This window comes from Seonamhaeicola sp. ABD4_175 (genome assembly GCF_056160885.1).
In genome coordinates this window covers 1,218,883-1,235,209 of the sequence record NZ_JBSWYC010000001.1, presented here as the reverse complement: position 1 = coordinate 1,235,209, position 16,327 = coordinate 1,218,883, and the positions used below count along the sequence as shown (strand labels likewise).

The window sequence follows — 16,327 nt, the reverse complement described above, 5'->3', positions numbered from 1 at the left end:
GTTATAATTGCAACTACCCAAAAGTATATCTAAAATACTTTTAATTAAATATTTATTATATGCGCTGGACGCTAAAGCCAAAACCGGAATCATCAAAAGTAAAACATTTACAAGATTCATTACAAGTAAGTGAAAGTGTAGCCAAACTTTTAGTACAAAGAGGTATAGAAACCTATGAAGATGCTAAAAACTTTTTTAGGCCAAGTTTAAAACACCTTCACAATCCGTATTTAATGAAAGATATGGATAAAGCCGTGGCACGCATAGAAAAAGCCATAGCAAACAATGAAAATATTTTGGTGTATGGAGATTATGATGTAGATGGTACAACGGCAGTGGCGCTAATGTCAACCTATTTAAAAACCAAGCACAATTTAGTATATACATACGTACCAAATAGGTACGATGAAGGTTATGGCGTATCATACAAAGGCATTAATTTTGCTTTAGAAAATGATTTTACACTAATTATTGCTTTAGATTGTGGTATTAAAGCCATAGATAAAGTAGCACATGCCAAAACGTTAGGAATTGATTTTATTATTTGCGATCACCATAGGCCTGGAGAAAATATACCCAATGCCGTTGCTGTTTTAGATCCAAAACGTTCAGATTGTGAATACCCGTATAAAGAACTTTGTGGCTGTGGCGTTGGGTTTAAATTAATTCAAGCGCTTGCCGAAAAAGATGGTTTAACCACCAAAGATTTATTACCGTATTTAGATTTGGTAGCTACTGCCATTGGAGCAGATATTGTACCAATTACTGGCGAAAATAGAGTGTTAGCGCACTTTGGCTTACACGTAATAAATACCCAACCAAGGCCAGGTTTTAAAGCTATTTTAGATCAGCTTAACAAAACAACATTAACAATTACCGATGTTGTTTTTACACTAGCACCTAGAATTAATGCGGCCGGACGTATGGAACACGGTAATTTTGCCGTAGCATTATTAGCAGAAGACGATTATGATTTGGCCCTTAAACATGCTCAAAACATAGAAAATTATAACATTGATAGAAAAGAAACCGATAAGCAAGTTACTGCCCAAGCTCTTAAACAAATTGAAGAACATAAAGAACAAGAACGTTTTACTACTGTTGTTTACCATGAAACTTGGCATAAAGGTGTTATTGGCATTGTGGCTTCTAGATTAACCGAAACTTATTACAGGCCCACATTAGTTTTTACTAAAAGTGGTGATAAATTGGCAGCCTCGGCACGATCTGTTGTTGGGTTTGATGTTTATAATGCTTTAGAAGCATGCAGCGAATATATTGAACAGTTTGGTGGCCATAAATACGCTGCGGGTTTAACACTAGAACCAGAAAATTACGAAGCTTTTAAAGCAGCTTTTGAAAATGCAGTAGCTAGTACCATTGATAAAAATTTATTAGTACCCGAAGTAAAAATTGATGCTCAAATTAGCTTAGCCAATATAACACCAAAATTTTACCGCATACTAAAACAATTTGCACCTTTTGGGCCAAGTAATATGACGCCCGTTTTTATGACCGAAAATTTGGTTGACACAGGTTATGGTAAATGTGTAGGCGAAGATAAAACACACCTGAGGTTAACCGTTACACAACCAGAAAGTAATAGCATTGTTTGTATTGGTTTTGGTATGGGTGATAAATACGAAATTATAAAAGATAAAAAACCTTTTAGCGCAGTGTATTCAATTGATGAAAACGAATGGCAGGGTAATGTATCATTACAACTAAAATTAAGAGATATTAAAGCTTAACAAATGGCCAAAACTGATCCGTATGCGGCACTTCGTATAAAAGAATTCAATATTTTTTTACTCATGCGCCTTTTGTTAGTTTTTGGTTGGTCTATGCAATTTATTGTTATAGAATGGGAAGTGTATAGTTTAACCAAAGACCCATTAAGTCTTGGCATTATTGGGTTAATGGAAATTATTCCAGCATTTACCATGGCTCTTTTTGCAGGACATATTGTAGATAGAAAAGAAAAACGCAACCTTTTAGCACTGTGTATTGCAGCGTTTTCATTAATTAGTTTAGGGCTCTTTTTTTTAACTTGGGATTATTTTGTAGGCAATTGGTCTACAAAACGTATTCTTTGGGGTATTTATGCTTTGGTGTTTTTTGGTGGCTTTTTAAGGTCGTTTATTGGGCCAACCATATTTTCTTTAATAGCCTTAATTGTACCAAAAAAAATATATCCAAATGCTGCAACATGGAGTACTAGCACCTGGAAAACAGCAGCAGTTTTAGGGGCGCTTTTTGGCGGATTTTCTATTCATTGGATGGGTGTAGATAAAACCCTTGGTTTGGTGTTTATTTTGGTAGCCTTAGCATTTATTTTAACATTTAAAATTAAAAAGAAACCTATTTTAAATACTAAAACAGAAGAATCTGTAAAAGATAGTTTAAAGGCAGGTGTAAAATTTGTGTTTAACAACAAAGCTATTTTAGGCGCTTTAACGTTAGATATGATTGCGGTATTATTTGGAGGAACTGTAGCACTTTTATCAGTATTTGCGCAAGATGTGTTACACGTTGGCTCAAAGGGCTTTGGTATATTAAATGCCTCTATTTCTTTAGGAAGTATTCTTACAATGTTTTTAACAACATACATTCCTATTAGTAAAAATACAGGTATGAAATTGTTGGTGTCTATTTTTATTTTCGGACTTTGTATTATTGCCTTTGGCTTATCAAATATATTTTGGGTAAGTGTAGCAGCTTTATTTTTAAGTGGCGCTGCCGATGGTATTTCAATGGTAATTCGTCAAACAATTTTACAACTTAAAACACCCGATGATATGCGCGGACGTGTATCATCAGTAAACTCAATGTTTGTTGGTTCTTCAAATGAATTAGGTGCTTTTGAAAGTGGGTTGGCTGCCAAACTACTTGGCCCTGTAACAGCTGTGGTTTTTGGTGGTACTATGACTTTAATTACCGTGGTAGCTATTGGAATAAAAAACCCAATATTACGACATTTAGATTTAAGAAAAGATATTGAAGCACACGAAAATGATGCAGATTAAAAACATTTAAATATTGAAATTAATATGTTTTCAATTCTAAATGTTCCCCATCAAAAACGCCATAGGTGTAATATTGAATCCAATCTCCAAGATTTATGTATTTTGAATTATTGTTGAGGTTAATATCTAAAGGTAAATGCCTGTGACCAAACACAAAAAAATCTCTATGTTTTTGCTCTAATTTACGCTTGCAATATTGAACAAGCCACTCATTATCTTCGCCCAAAAACTTAGCATCGTCATCACCAGAAATCAATTTATTTTTAACCGATAAATGTTGTGCTAAACGCACGCCAATATCTGGGTGTAACCAACGGAATAACCATTTGCAAAACGGGTTTGTAAACACCTTTTTCATGCGTTTGTACCCTTTATCACCAGGGCCTAAACCATCGCCATGGCCAATAAAAAACGTTTTGTTGTTAAATGTGAACTCTTTGGGTTTGTGGTAAACAGGTATATTAAGTTCTGTTTCAAAATAATCATCCATCCATAAATCATGGTTACCCACAAAATAGTAAATAGGAATACCAGCATCACTTATTTCGGCAAGTTTACCTAGGGTTCTTGTAAAACCTTTAGGTACAACGTATTTATAATCCATCCAAAAATCAAATAAATCGCCTAACAAAAAAATAGTGGCTGCATCTTCTTTTACATCATTTAACCAAGCAACAAATTTTTTTTCGCGCGGTAATGAGGCTTCTTTGGTTGGTGCTCCTAAATGATTATCGGAGGCAAAGTATATTTTTTTTCCTTCGGGAATTTGCATGTGTAAATATAGTAATTACAAAGTTGCAAAAAATGTATTTATTTAAAGCATGCTTTTAATTTTTCGGTAAATTAAAAGGTAAATGGTTGCTGCAGCAAAGGCTATGAGTGTGCCAATATAAATACCAAATAGCGGGTATACTACCGAAACGGTTAATGAATATATAATTAATGAAAACATACCAACAGGAACATTTTTTATAACAGTATGCACGTGTTTTTTTGAGTATGTAAAATGAATAATGAGTATTAACGGAAAAAGTGTGGTTGGAAATGCCGATAACAAACCTGCCCATGTAGCGCCAACAAACTTAGGAATACTAGTTATAATTAATATTATTGTTGCAGCAAAAAAGGCTCTTATAAACAAGGTTTTATGGCTTAGTTTTACTTTTTTTTCAATTTTTATATTTTCAATGTTTTTGAATAGAATAATGTATAAAAATGAAAAAGCTACCGGAATTAAAATGGCTAAATATTTATTTATTTCTATAAAATGAAGTGCCCAAACCACTAAAAAGTATGCTAAAATTGCTGATAGTGATGATAGCAAAATGTTGTATTTATTAAAATAGTTTGATGCTAAATAATAGATATATACAAATGTGAGCGCGCCCGATAGCCCTATCATGTTATAAACGGCACTTTTTGATGCAAAGTCTGCGCTAACCTCTAAACCAAAAAAAAATAATGTAATGGCAGAACCTGTTGGGTAGCCAGAAAGTATGCCTGCAACTTTAGGGCTTACATTTTCGGCTAAAAGTGATAAGCCCACAACAAAAGCAATGGCTACCACTAATTTTACTATAAATAATATTTCGGGCATGGGTTTGGTTTTGTTTGCGTTAGGGATTGCAGCGGCATCCTTTTTTTGATAAAAAAAAGATATAGCGTAAAGCCCGACCGCGCCTAAGCGTGGTAACGCCCTTAAAAAAATTATTGTTGGTCTGCGGCAAACCACTCTGCAAAACTGGTGGCGGTTTCTTGTAGTTTAAGCGCGTGTAATTTGATGTTTTCTGGTAGGCGTTTTTGTATTTTGGCCGCAAAATCTATAACCATCATTTCGCTGGTTGGTTGATAATTTACTAATAAAACTTTGTGGCCTAAACTCATTAAATCTTTTGCTAAATCTACGTGTGGTGTGTTTTTGTTAAAAACGGTGGCGTGATCAAAAACGTCTTCAATTTCTTCTTTTACTATTTTTTTTAAGTCGCCAAAATCTATAACCATACCGTGTTTAGGGTTGGTTGTATCTGTAATAGGGCTACCAATAACGGTAACGTCTAGGTGATAACTATGCCCGTGTATGTTTTTGCATTTTCCGTCGTAGCCGTATAGGGCATGACCTGTTTCAAATGAAAAGCGTTTAGTTATTCTTATATTATGTTTCATTATCTGCGTTTTCCTCTGTTTCTGTTAACTATATAAACTACAATTAAAACAATGGCAAGTACTAAAAAAAGACCGTTACCCGTTAAAAAGTTTAAAATATCCATAGTGTTTTAATCTAATTTTTTCTTGTTATACCTGTAAATAGCATAGGCTATAAGCACCAAAATTACAAAGGGTAGCATGGTGCCAATAAATACACCAATTTCGTAACTGCTATCTGGTGCTTTTTTTAGTTTTTCTTCAATATTTACTTGTTGAAGTAATGCTATTAAATTAGGCATGTTTTTGGAATGTTATTTTTTTCCTGCTGCAAAGTTAAGAGTTTTTGGCTAGCGGAATATATTGTTTGTTGAAATAAATTAAAAGTGGTAGGCTGCGGGCAATCATCCAGAAGGTGAGAGCAATAAATATACCGTTTAATTTAAAATTGAAAAAGTTTAAGGCATATACAATAGGTATAAAAACTACAAAGGTTGATAGTAGTAAAACATTACGAAGTAACTTCATTCTACCTAGGCCTTTAAAAACACCATCAAAAATAAATGCTATTGAGCAAATGGGTTGCATGAGTAACACAATCCAAAAAACATTATAAAAGGTGTTTAAAACCTCCGTTTCTTTGGTAAATAACAATCCAATAGGTTTGTAAATTATAGCACCTAAAATGCTAAGTGCAAAGCCTACAATTAATCCTATTTTTATAAGTTTTTTGTTTAAATATACCAGAGCGTTATAATTTTTACCACCATAAAACTTACCTGATAAAATGTTACCAGCACTAGAGTAGCCGTCAATAATAAAGGCGCCTAAAAACCAAAGGTTAATGGCAATGGTATATGCTGCAATGTAATTTTTGCCATAGCCTGTGGCTAGCCTTGTTGCAAAATAAAGTGTTATGTTTAAGGCTAAAGTTCTAATAAACAAATTAGCTACCATGCCTATAAATTTGCTTATTTCTTTATTAAAAGGGAAACTAACTAGCAAAGGAATATTTGTTTTTTTAAGCAGATAATATGCCGAAAGAATTGCCATAATAATTTGCGCAATTACACTTGCATAGGCAGCGCCTTTTATATGCATTGGTGGTATATAACCGTTAATGCCATACACCAAAACAAAGTCTAAAATTATGTTTAATACAGCACCAATAATAGCAATTACCATGGGCTGAAACGTATTTTGTAAACCTCTAAATGTACCAAAAATAGCGATGGTAAATAGTGTAAACGGAAAGCCAAAAACCCTAATTTTATAATAATCTACACTGTAATTTAAAATTACATTTGAAGCATTATAGAGTTGAAAAATTTGTGATGCTAAAGGGTAGGTTATTACAATAATTAAAACACTTAAACATAAAACAATAAAAATAGCTTGTGCTGGTAGGTTTTTAACGGCATTTAAATTATTGGCACCAACATATTGCGAAATTATTGTTGAAATGGCACTTCGTGTTTGCCCAAATACCCAAATAAGCATAGACATAAAAGTGCCTACAATACCAACGGCGGCTAAAGATTCTGTGGCATTTACATTAATATTACCAATTATAGCAGTATCTGTTATAGATAAAATAGGTTCTGCAATACCAGATATTAATGCAGGAACTGCTAATTTGTTTATGTGTTTTAATGATAAAGTGCTTTTCAAACCTTATTTTTTTTGAAACTACAAAAGTATTGGAAAACGCTTTATTTTTTATGTTATGTACTTATAAAGTTATAAAATACTTTAGGGAATTATTTTTGAAGGAATGTTAAGTTTACCGTCATGAGCGCCTTTAGCAAAATTACTAATGTTGTAAACGTTTTGTTGAGACCAATCGCACTCAACTCTACCGTCTCCTAAAACGATGTTTCCCAACTTATTTCTAAACCAATTAGCTAATTTTTTATATTTTTTATCTGCTGCAACATTTTTTCTTTCTAGCGGATCATTTCTTAAATCATATAAAGCCAATTCTGCTTCTTCAACGGGGCAATTTAAGGCCCATTTTACATTTTTGTTTGGCACTAATTTTTTCCAATTAGTTGGTCTGGTTTTCATAGAAAACGCAAAATCTTTAGATCTCAAATATGCTCTATGCCCCACAATAACATTGGTTTCTCCAACAATATAATCGCGTTTTTGCGCTGTTCCATTAATATTCTTAAACAAGTTTACACCGTCAATGTAATCATATTCTTTTGAGCTAATTGGAATACCTGCAGAGGCTAAAATAGTGGCAGGTGCATCTACATATTCTATTAAATCTTTATTTATTATGCCTTCGGGCACTTTATTTTTATTTGAAGATACTACTATCATGGCGCCGTGAGTAGATTGTTTCCAACCGGTAAATTTAGCTTCAATACCTTGTTCACCTAAATGCCAACCGTGGTCTCCAACAACAAAAACAATAACATAGTCTTGGTTGTTTTTTTGGCAGTAATTTTTGAAAGCTTCAACAGATTCGCCAATTAAGGCATCACCATAAGCACAAAAGGCATAATAATCTTGAATGGCTTGTTGTTTTTCTTTTGGCGTCATGTTGGTAAAGTTTAAAACATCATACAGTTTAGCTAACTGCGGTGTAAAAGTTGCTTTTTCTGCAGCATCAAATTCAGGTATTTTGTAGTGCTTTGTTTTAAATTTATCTCTAAAAGATTTTGGTGGTAGTACGGGTGTGTGTGGTAAATGAAACCCTAAATAGGTCATTAAAGGTTTGCTACTATTTACACCTTTTTTAGTTTTATCGTAGGTGTTTGTAAATGTGGTGTTTTGGTTTTCTAGAAACAGTTTAAATTCTTCAACAATTTTCCCATCAATGGTTTGTCCTGCTGGCATAGGGTTTTCTCCGCCAATTATTAAATCTTTATTTCCTGCACGGGTATATGAGCGAAGAATTTCGTATTTCTCCTCCATTTTTTTTCTTAAAGCTTTATCTTTTTCACTTACAACTGCCTTACCTTTTCTGGCCTTGAATAAGTATTTTACAACTTTGCCATTGGGGGTTTTTACGCGTTCTTCGGTACCAATGTTATTCCATGCAGAACCTTCGGCGTAAGCTGGTTGATTCCAATAATCGCCCACATTATTTTTTTGTAAATCGTGTTTAAAGCTCACTTTATAATCGTAATGTCCAGGGTCTTTAAAAGTTTGTTTACCCTCCCAATCAAAAATATAAGCGCCTTCTTTTCCAAACGATGTAGAGGTGTAACCATTTTTTCTTAAAGTTTGTGGTATTGAAGGTTTTACAAAATCTGGTTCTTGGTGTGTTTGTTCAAATTGATAGTGACCGTTTCTAAACGGGTAGCGCCCACTTAACATTGAGCCCCTTGATGGCCCGCAAACAGGAGAATTGGTAAATGCATTTACAAAAAGCACACCTTCTTTTGCTAACTTGTTTATGTTTGGTGAAGATACATACCCAAGAGCACTTTCGTTTTTACCTGTGGTGGCTTGGTTGTAGCATTCTAATGCATCAGCTCTATGGTCATCAGTAATAATCCAAAGAATATTAGGTTTGTTTTGAGAGGCTATAATTTGTGCGTACCCAAATAGCAAAATAGCTGCAAGTATTAATTTTTTCATAGTTTAGTAAGTTTCAAACTAAAATATTAGTTTTTTGCTTTTTTGAAAGAAATAAAAGTTTGTATTTGTAGCATGTATATAATATGTATATATAAAATAGATTGAAATAAAAAAAGCAGCCTTTAAAGGCTGCTTTTCACGTTCATTTTTATGAACAAAACTAATCGGTTACATAATCAGGATTTTGAACGAGCTCAGGGTTTTTGTTAAGGGCATCTTGCGGTAATGGCCATTTGTAATGTTTTGGCAAAAACACGCGTTGGGAAACAGGATCGCCATCAAAACCATTTAAAACTTGTTCGGCAAGTTCCCATCTTTTTAAATCGAAGTAGCGCGAATTTTCTAAAGGAAATTCTACCCTACGTTCATTACGTACTTTGTCACGTAATGTTACTTGATCTAATGCTGTTAACGCAGGATAATTTGCTGTATCGGTATAATCTACACCGTAAGCTCTGGCTCTTACCATGTTAATAGCATCAAGAACAGATTGATCTATATCATTGGCTTCAATTTTAGCTTCAGCATACATTAGTAACACATCGGCGTATCTTAAATGGATAAAATCTGTACCGTCATTTAAGGGTTGAGATAAGGTGTTAATGGTTGTTGGGTTTATTCCTTTTATGAATGTATAACCGGTTACCGATTTAATTTCAACTAAAGGATTCCAATTACCTTCAAAAATAGTAGCGTTTAAACGCGGATCTCTATTTTCCATTGGTGCGTTAGGATCATACAATGGTGAAGAGGTAATTGGAAGCCCATCAGTACACTCATAAGCATTTACTAAATTTATTGTTGGGTGAATGTTACCCCAAAAACCAATCATAATTTGAGAAGACCATAGGGCGCTTTCTCCTGGAGTATTTGCCATTTTTATTGAGAAAATGATTTCTGGGTTATCTGTTTGGCCTGCATCTAAAAACAAATCATTATAGTTAGAAGACAAACTATAGTTGCCATTATCTATTACTGCTTTTGCGGCAATAGCGGCGTTTGTGTAATCTTTTGTGTAAAGTAATACTTTGGCTTTTAATGCTAAGGCAGCTTCTTTTTTAACATGCCCATCATAGGTTGCAGCTGGTAAATAATCTATAGCAGTGTTTAAATCGTTTAAAATTTGATTAAATACTTCGCTTTGCGAACTTTTTGCTGTGAATTGATTTTCAACAGTACTAGCTTCAGTACGAATTGGTACATCTCCATAGGTTACGGCTAAGTAGTAATAAAAATAAGCACGAATAAATAGGGCTTCGCCTTTCCATTGATTAATTAAATTTTCACTTGCCGAAACATTATCAATCTTACTTAAAAACTCATTACAACCATTAATACCAACGTAGCTAACACCGTAAAGTGCTTTTATGGCGCGTTGAGCTTGCCCATCAGGGTTTAAAACACCCGTTAAAATATCTCGAAAACCATTATCTCTAGCACCGTAAGCATTGTCGGTTAATTCATCCCAGCCTTGTTGTATTTGTGGGCCACCATTCCATTTACTTAGGGTTAGTGTAGAGTAAAAGTTTGTTTGTAAATTACTGTAAACACCAGTTAATGCCATTTGCGCATCAGCTTCGGTTTCCCAAAAAGTGCCACTAGAAATAGCGTCACCTGGTTGTTTGTCTAAAAATTCCTCGCTACAGCCTGTAAAAGCTACAATAAATGAAAGGAATAGTATTTTGTATATATATTTTGTATTCATTTTTTTAACTGTTTAACGGGTTATAAAGAGAGTTTAATACCAAAAGTGTATGACTTAGATATTGGATACGTGTAAGAGGTTAGTATCTCAGGATCTATGTTAAATAAATTATCGCCAGTTATGGTTAAAAGGTTGTCTCCTGAAAAATAAAGTTTGGCACTGCTAACTTTTAGTTTTTCTGTTATTTTACTTGGGAAAGAATATGTAAATGTTACATTTTTCATTCTAAAATATGAAGTATTCATTAACCAAAACGAGTTAAAATATTCGCCAGCACCATATGTACTTAAAGACTCATTATAAACGGCAGGTAAACTTGCGTTCATATTATCTGGTGTCCAAGAGTCTGTTAGCCAAACTTTAGGTGCGTTACCATCTTGATTAAAAGGCTCTACACCATGTGTTGAGCGGTAAGTTTTTTGTCCTGCAACACCTTGCCAAAATGTACTTAACTCAAAGTTTTTATACGATAGAGAAATGTTTGCACCGTATAACAAATCTGGGTGTTGCCCATCTATATGAATGCGGTCATTTTGGTCAACAACATTATCTTCATCTGGGTTTTGGTTTTTAAGACGAATACCTCCTAAATAAGGAGCTAAAGGTTGTGTTGGTGCATTGTCTATATCTTCTTGGGTGTTAAAAAAACCATCAGCTTCCCACATGTAAAAATCGTTAAAGGCGTAACCTTCTTCGTTAATAGTAGTATTTCCAATTTCTGGTGCGCCGTATTTTACTAATTCATTTTTATACCATGAGAAGTTAGTACTTATTTTATAGCTAAAATCGCCTAACGTTTTTTGGTGCCCTAACACAATATCCCAACCAGTGTTTTTCATTTCACCTTGGTTTACTTGTGGCCCACCAGCACCAGATTCTACAGATACTTGTAACTGACGTAAAATATCTGAAGTTACTTTTTCATAATAATCTACATTGGCAAAAAACGAACCGCTTTTTGATGTAAAATCAAGACCAATATCTGTAATAGTTGTGGTTTCCCAAGTAATATCGGCATTGGTGAAATTTTCTAAAACAACACCTGATGAAATACTAGAACCGAAAGGATAGCCGTGAGAACCTGATGCTCTTGTAGTTAGGTAATTTCCAGCATCATAGTTACCAAATGCATAACGCGATTGGTATGGGTAGTCATTACTACCATCATTACCAAGTTGCCCCCAGGAAGCACGTAGTTTTAGTTGCCTAATAAAATCTACATTTTCCATAAAACTTTCTTGGTCTATACGCCAACCAACAGAAAACGATGGAAAAACACCAACTCTATTACCTTCGGCAAACCTACTACTAATATCTGTACGCAGGTTGGCTTCAAAAAGGTATTTATCATTAAAAGCGTAGTTTAAACGAGAAAACCCACTTCTAATACTACTCTCGGTGGTTGAGCCTGATGTAAGTTGATTTGAAGTTCCGGCTCCATCAAGCTCTGTAAGGCTTCGGCTAGCCACACCAAAACGAGTAGAGTTGGTCCATTCTCTGCGTCTAGATTCTTGACTATACCCTAACATGAATTTTAAATCATGCGTTTCATCTATAAGCTTGTTGTAAGTTAGTGTTGAATAAAAGGTTGTTACTTTTGAAAACTGATTACCAACATCTATTTTTGAAGCATCACGTGTTGTACGAATGTATTCACCTGTTCTATAATTATACTCATCTTGTGTTAAAACTTGATTTTTTGAACGTAGGTAATCAAACTTATAAGCTCCTTTAGCATCAAAGACAAGGCCGTCTAGAATTTTTATACTTGTAAAAATGTTTCCATTAAAATTGTATTTCTCATCACTTGGTCCGTTTTGGCCATATAGTTTTACAAGCGGATTTTCTCTGGTAAATCCTTCATCAAACACAAGGCCATCAGGGTCGTTTGCAGAACCAGAAAAGGCTTTACCTGCAAAATGTCCTGTACCATCAAGCGTGTAAGGTCCCCAAGTTGGGCGCACCCACCATGTTTGTAGTAGCGGGCTACCAAAATCATCATTAGGACCTTTTCTTTCAGATGTTAAGCCCATGAATGTTCCGCCAACATCAATATTTTCTTTAATTTTTGTTTTAAAGTTGAAAAAGAAATTATACTTATCAAAGTTAGAGTTCTCAATCATACCATCTTGTTTCCAACTACTAAGTGATAGGTTGTAAGTGGTTTTTCCTGTGGTACCATTAATACCAATTGTGTTTCTTTGAACACTACCCGTACGGAGTACAAGGTCTGTCCAGTCTGTATTAGGGTATAACGGATTATTAGGGTTGTTGCGGTAGGCATTAATAACTTCATCTGGGTAACTACCCGTTGCTGAGCCTGCAGAGTTTACTAAACCACGGTTATATAAGGTCATATAATCTGCAGAATTGGTTATCATCTTGGGTAACATAGTTGGGTTACTCAATTGGTAACTGCCATCATAAGTGATAGATATGGCATCTTTTCCACCTGTTTTTGTTTGTACTAAAATTACACCGTTTGCAGCTTTTAAACCGTAAATAGCGGCCGAAGATGCATCTTTTAAAACATTAACAGATTCTATAACACTAGGGTCTAAATCTTCAATATTACCTTCAACGCCATCAATTAAAACAAGTGGAGCGTTGCCACTTCCAAAAGAGTTTAAACCACGAATGTTAATGTTTAAGCCTTCGCCACCAGGAATACCGTTTGATTGTGAAATTAATAGACCAGGAACTTGCCCCTGTAAAGCTTGTGTTGCGTTTTGTACCGGCCTATTTTCAATAGATTCATTAGAAACCATAGAAACAGCACCGGTTAAATTAGCTCTTTTTTGAACACCGTAACCTACAACTACAACTTCATCTAAACTAGCAGCGTTTTCTTCTAAAACCACAGTAAGTGTAGTTTTACCGTTTAAAGGAATTTCTTGTGTTGTGAAACCTATGTATGAAATTACAATTATTGAATTGGGTGATGCTACATCTAAAGTAAAATTACCATCAAAATCTGTTTGAGCACCATTTGTGGTGTCTTTTTCAAGTACAGAGGCTCCGGGTAGAGGTGTGCCATTAACATCTGTAATTACACCTGTTACGGTAAATTTTTGTGGTTTTTTTGGTGTGTTTAGTTGTTGTTTAGTGTCAATTTTTTTGGCTTTAATAATAACTTGCCTGTCTGCAATTTTATAATCTAAACCTATATTATTTAAAGATTGGTTTAAAATATCGGTTATTAAAGCATCTTTTAGGTTTAGTGATATTCTGGCATTTTTGTCTATAACATCATCTTTATAAAAAAAGATATATTCACTTTTGTTTTGAATTTCCTTAAAAAGTTCTTCAATGCTAACGTTTTTAACATTGATATTTATTTTTACTTGAGAATAGGATGAATTTGCATAAACAGAGCTTAAGCCGAATATTATAAAACATATAAAAACTCTCATAATAGTGTATAGGACGTTATGTAACGCCTTTTTGAAACCTTTTTGAGGTCTCATAAAGATTTTATTCATAATTTAGTTCTTCTATTTAGTTTGTAATTTTATTGTACTGCAATATTATTGCAACTTAACCACCAGAAGGTGTTGGCGCATCTTCTGGTTTTTTTCTAAAAAGGTGTTTTTGTCATATAGTTTAATGTATTTTATTGGTTAGTATTAAGTTATTGTTGGTAATTTTATAGTTTAAATTTTCGGCAGTTCCTGCCTCAATAATGGTTTCAATTACTTTTTCTACACTATCTTTTAAATCTAAATGCCCTGAAAAGGTTTGATTTTTAATCTGTTCATTGTCAATTATAATAGGAATATTATAATACCTAGATAGCTTTTTGGTTATGTAGTTAAGGTTGCTGTTATCTAATATTAGCACGCCATCTTTCCAAGAAAAATAATGATTTGTATTTACTTTTTTTGCAGTAACCAACCTTGTAGCTTTGTTAATATTAGCCATTTGCCCAGGTTTTATAACTATTTTTTTCTTTTGGTTTAAAATAGTATTGTGTTTTTCTGGGTAGGAAACCTGTACGCTACCACTTTTTAACACCACAAAATTATTAGTGTCATCGCTGTAATTGCTTACGTTAAAAACGGTTCCTAACACTTCAATTTCTTGGTTGTCTGTCATCATTACAAAAGGTTTTTTAGCGTTGTGAGCTATATCAAAAGCAGCTTCACCTTCAACTAGATAAACTACACGTTTGTTTTCTTTTGAAAAATTAACAGGATATACAAATTTTGATCCTGAATTTAACCAAACTTTACTACCATCGGCCAATGTTAAAAACGATCTTTTTCCGTAAGGCACCACAAGAGTATTGTATTTAACGGTATTTTGGTTATTGGTTTCTTGGGTTAAAGTTTTGGAGTTGCCAATGTTAACTTTTGAACCTGATGTTGAGTAAGAAATAGTTGTGTTTTCGCCATCAATTTTAATGTTTTTATCTTTGGCTATAATAAGTTTTACTTCGTTTGAATTTTCTAAAGATTTTACATCAGCAGATTTTACAAATTTTGAAATTTCAGAGGTTTCGTTTTGTAGTTTTAAGTAAGCACCAACACCTAAAGCTATTACTATAACTGCAGCAGCACTAGTTGAAATGTATTTTAAACGTCTTTTTACTTTCAATTTTTTAATTGAAGAAAAAATAGACTTTTTTAAAAGCTCTTTTTCTAAATCTGTTGCAGAATTATTTTCAAACTTTTTATTTGAATGTTGGCTCATTTTAGTACGTTAAATAAGTTTTTATAAGTAGAAATTAACGCTTCCTAATAGATAAAGCATCAACCTTTTGTTCTATAGACAAATTTTTTATAATTTTTTTAAAAAAATTGGAACCAAGAGAATATTATTAAAGTAGCAGGGTGTTTTCTTAGGGTTTTAATGGCTCTGTAAATGTTGGTTCTTGCAGATGAAACCGATACGTTTAACATTGCAGCAATGTCTTCGTATGATAGGCCTTCTTCAAACCTTAGTTTTAAACCTTCACGTTGTTTTTCGGTAAGCTTATTTAGCAATGTATTTAATTTAATTACTTTTTGTTGGTAAATTTCTTTTTCAACTAAATAATCTTCAACAGGTTTGGTATAATTTTTTTTATGAAGTATAGTGGTGTTTAATTCGTTTTTATCAAAGCAAATTTCTTTAACCTTATATTTTTTATTGATTTTACGTTTTAAAGCGGTAAAAAGGTAGAACTTAACATTATTAGTATCTCCTAATTTATTTTTGTATTTGTATAGGTCTACAAAAAGATCATGAATACAATCCATGGTGTAGCTTTTGTCTCCAGAAATTTTAATACCGTAAGAAATTAATGAATCTACATGTAAATCATAAAGATTACCCAAAGCCGAAGTGTTACCTTCCCTTATTTGAGACCAGAGGGTTTGTTCTTTAGTATTGGTTTTGTTTGTAATCTCCATTAACAGCTTAATTTAGTAGCTTTCGCCAAAATATTTGAGGTTTTTAAATAGAATTTAGAAACCAGAAATGTGCTTTTATTCAAAAAAGGTTTGTTGTGTTGTTAAAGAGGGGTGTTGGGTACTAATTTATAATAAAAAATTAAATATTATTAATTATGAAGAATTAATTATTAACGTGCCACTTTTTGTAATTTGATAAATTTTAGGTTAAAAAAAGCAAAAAACATGAATTTAAAAAGATATTTTTTATTTCTATAAATTAGTGTGTTATGGTAATTAGTTGTTTTTGCAATGTTTGCTTTACTATAATTTTTGTTGAACAGTTGTTTTAATAACATTAGATAACTATACAAAAAATGTATACATTTGTGAAAATTAAAAATGGGGATGTAGCTCAGTTGGCTAGAGTGCTTGACTGGCAGTCAAGAGGTCACGGGTTCGAATCCCGTCTTCTCCACAAATAAAAA

At 33.3% G+C, this 16,327-nt stretch carries 12 protein-coding genes and 1 tRNA gene; 3 read left to right on the top strand and 10 right to left on the bottom strand.

Going from position 1 to position 16,327, the window contains the following annotated elements; all coding sequences use genetic code 11:
- Positions 1-59: 59 nt before the first annotated feature.
- Positions 60-1,751 (top strand): single-stranded-DNA-specific exonuclease RecJ, encoded by a 1,692-nt coding sequence (gene recJ / locus ACXAG4_RS04935; RefSeq protein WP_475294960.1) that lies wholly within the window; start codon positions 60-62, stop codon positions 1,749-1,751.
- Positions 1,752-1,754: 3 nt separating this feature from the next.
- Positions 1,755-3,026, top strand: a complete 1,272-nt coding sequence (locus ACXAG4_RS04930; RefSeq protein ID WP_475294959.1) for an MFS transporter — start codon at positions 1,755-1,757, stop codon at positions 3,024-3,026.
- Positions 3,027-3,045: 19 nt separating this feature from the next.
- Here ACXAG4_RS04930 and ACXAG4_RS04925 read toward each other — a convergent pair whose 3' ends face one another.
- The 10 genes from ACXAG4_RS04925 to ACXAG4_RS04880 all read right to left on the bottom strand — a co-directional run bounded on the left by ACXAG4_RS04925 (position 3,046) and on the right by ACXAG4_RS04880 (position 15,860).
- Positions 3,046-3,798 carry a UDP-2,3-diacylglucosamine diphosphatase gene (locus ACXAG4_RS04925; protein ID WP_475294958.1) on the bottom strand — a complete coding sequence of 251 codons (753 nt, stop codon included), beginning with the start codon at positions 3,796-3,798 and terminating at the stop codon, positions 3,046-3,048.
- A 42-nt stretch (positions 3,799-3,840) separates the two neighbouring features.
- Complete coding sequence (locus tag ACXAG4_RS04920; protein ID WP_475294957.1) at positions 3,841-4,623, bottom strand: hypothetical protein; 783 nt, start codon at positions 4,621-4,623, stop codon at positions 3,841-3,843.
- Between the two features lie 110 nt (positions 4,624-4,733).
- A complete protein-coding gene (locus tag ACXAG4_RS04915) occupies positions 4,734-5,189 on the bottom strand; it encodes a 6-pyruvoyl trahydropterin synthase family protein (protein ID WP_475294956.1) in 456 nt (151 codons plus the stop codon).
- A gap of 110 nt (positions 5,190-5,299) precedes the next feature.
- Positions 5,300-5,470, bottom strand: a complete 171-nt coding sequence (locus ACXAG4_RS04910; protein ID WP_475294955.1) for a hypothetical protein — start codon at positions 5,468-5,470, stop codon at positions 5,300-5,302.
- Positions 5,471-5,504: 34 nt separating this feature from the next.
- Positions 5,505-6,839: an MATE family efflux transporter gene (locus tag ACXAG4_RS04905; protein ID WP_475294954.1), complete on the bottom strand. Its 1,335-nt coding sequence runs from the start codon at positions 6,837-6,839 to the stop codon at positions 5,505-5,507.
- Positions 6,840-6,920: 81 nt separating this feature from the next.
- On the bottom strand, positions 6,921-8,762 hold the full coding sequence (locus ACXAG4_RS04900) for a sulfatase-like hydrolase/transferase (protein WP_475294953.1): 1,842 nt from the start codon (positions 8,760-8,762) through the stop codon (positions 6,921-6,923).
- A gap of 160 nt (positions 8,763-8,922) precedes the next feature.
- Positions 8,923-10,467: a RagB/SusD family nutrient uptake outer membrane protein gene (locus ACXAG4_RS04895; RefSeq protein ID WP_475294952.1), complete on the bottom strand. Its 1,545-nt coding sequence runs from the start codon at positions 10,465-10,467 to the stop codon at positions 8,923-8,925.
- A 20-nt stretch (positions 10,468-10,487) separates the two neighbouring features.
- A complete protein-coding gene (locus ACXAG4_RS04890) occupies positions 10,488-13,949 on the bottom strand; it encodes a TonB-dependent receptor (RefSeq protein ID WP_475294951.1) in 3,462 nt (1,153 codons plus the stop codon).
- Positions 13,950-14,070: 121 nt separating this feature from the next.
- Positions 14,071-15,159, bottom strand: a complete 1,089-nt coding sequence (locus ACXAG4_RS04885; RefSeq protein WP_475294950.1) for a FecR family protein — start codon at positions 15,157-15,159, stop codon at positions 14,071-14,073.
- Between the two features lie 98 nt (positions 15,160-15,257).
- Positions 15,258-15,860, bottom strand: a complete 603-nt coding sequence (locus ACXAG4_RS04880; protein ID WP_475294949.1) for an RNA polymerase sigma factor — start codon at positions 15,858-15,860, stop codon at positions 15,258-15,260.
- Between the two features lie 383 nt (positions 15,861-16,243).
- Between ACXAG4_RS04880 and ACXAG4_RS04875 the strand changes: the two genes are divergently transcribed.
- Positions 16,244-16,317: transfer RNA gene (locus ACXAG4_RS04875), tRNA-Ala, on the top strand.
- Positions 16,318-16,327 lie beyond the last annotated feature (10 nt).

Coding starts and splice junctions, on each gene's coding strand:
- ACXAG4_RS04915 (WP_475294956.1), bottom strand. CDS start 5,189: ATGAAACATAATATAAGAATAACTAAACGCTTTTCATTTGAAACAGGT.
- recJ (WP_475294960.1), top strand. CDS start 60: ATGCGCTGGACGCTAAAGCCAAAACCGGAATCATCAAAAGTAAAACAT.
- ACXAG4_RS04895 (WP_475294952.1), bottom strand. CDS start 10,467: ATGAATACAAAATATATATACAAAATACTATTCCTTTCATTTATTGTA.
- ACXAG4_RS04925 (WP_475294958.1), bottom strand. CDS start 3,798: ATGCAAATTCCCGAAGGAAAAAAAATATACTTTGCCTCCGATAATCAT.
- ACXAG4_RS04930 (WP_475294959.1), top strand. CDS start 1,755: ATGGCCAAAACTGATCCGTATGCGGCACTTCGTATAAAAGAATTCAAT.
- ACXAG4_RS04885 (WP_475294950.1), bottom strand. CDS start 15,159: ATGAGCCAACATTCAAATAAAAAGTTTGAAAATAATTCTGCAACAGAT.
- ACXAG4_RS04880 (WP_475294949.1), bottom strand. CDS start 15,860: ATGGAGATTACAAACAAAACCAATACTAAAGAACAAACCCTCTGGTCT.
- ACXAG4_RS04890 (WP_475294951.1), bottom strand. CDS start 13,949: ATGAATAAAATCTTTATGAGACCTCAAAAAGGTTTCAAAAAGGCGTTA.
- ACXAG4_RS04910 (WP_475294955.1), bottom strand. CDS start 5,470: ATGCCTAATTTAATAGCATTACTTCAACAAGTAAATATTGAAGAAAAA.
- ACXAG4_RS04920 (WP_475294957.1), bottom strand. CDS start 4,623: ATGCCCGAAATATTATTTATAGTAAAATTAGTGGTAGCCATTGCTTTT.
- ACXAG4_RS04900 (WP_475294953.1), bottom strand. CDS start 8,762: ATGAAAAAATTAATACTTGCAGCTATTTTGCTATTTGGGTACGCACAA.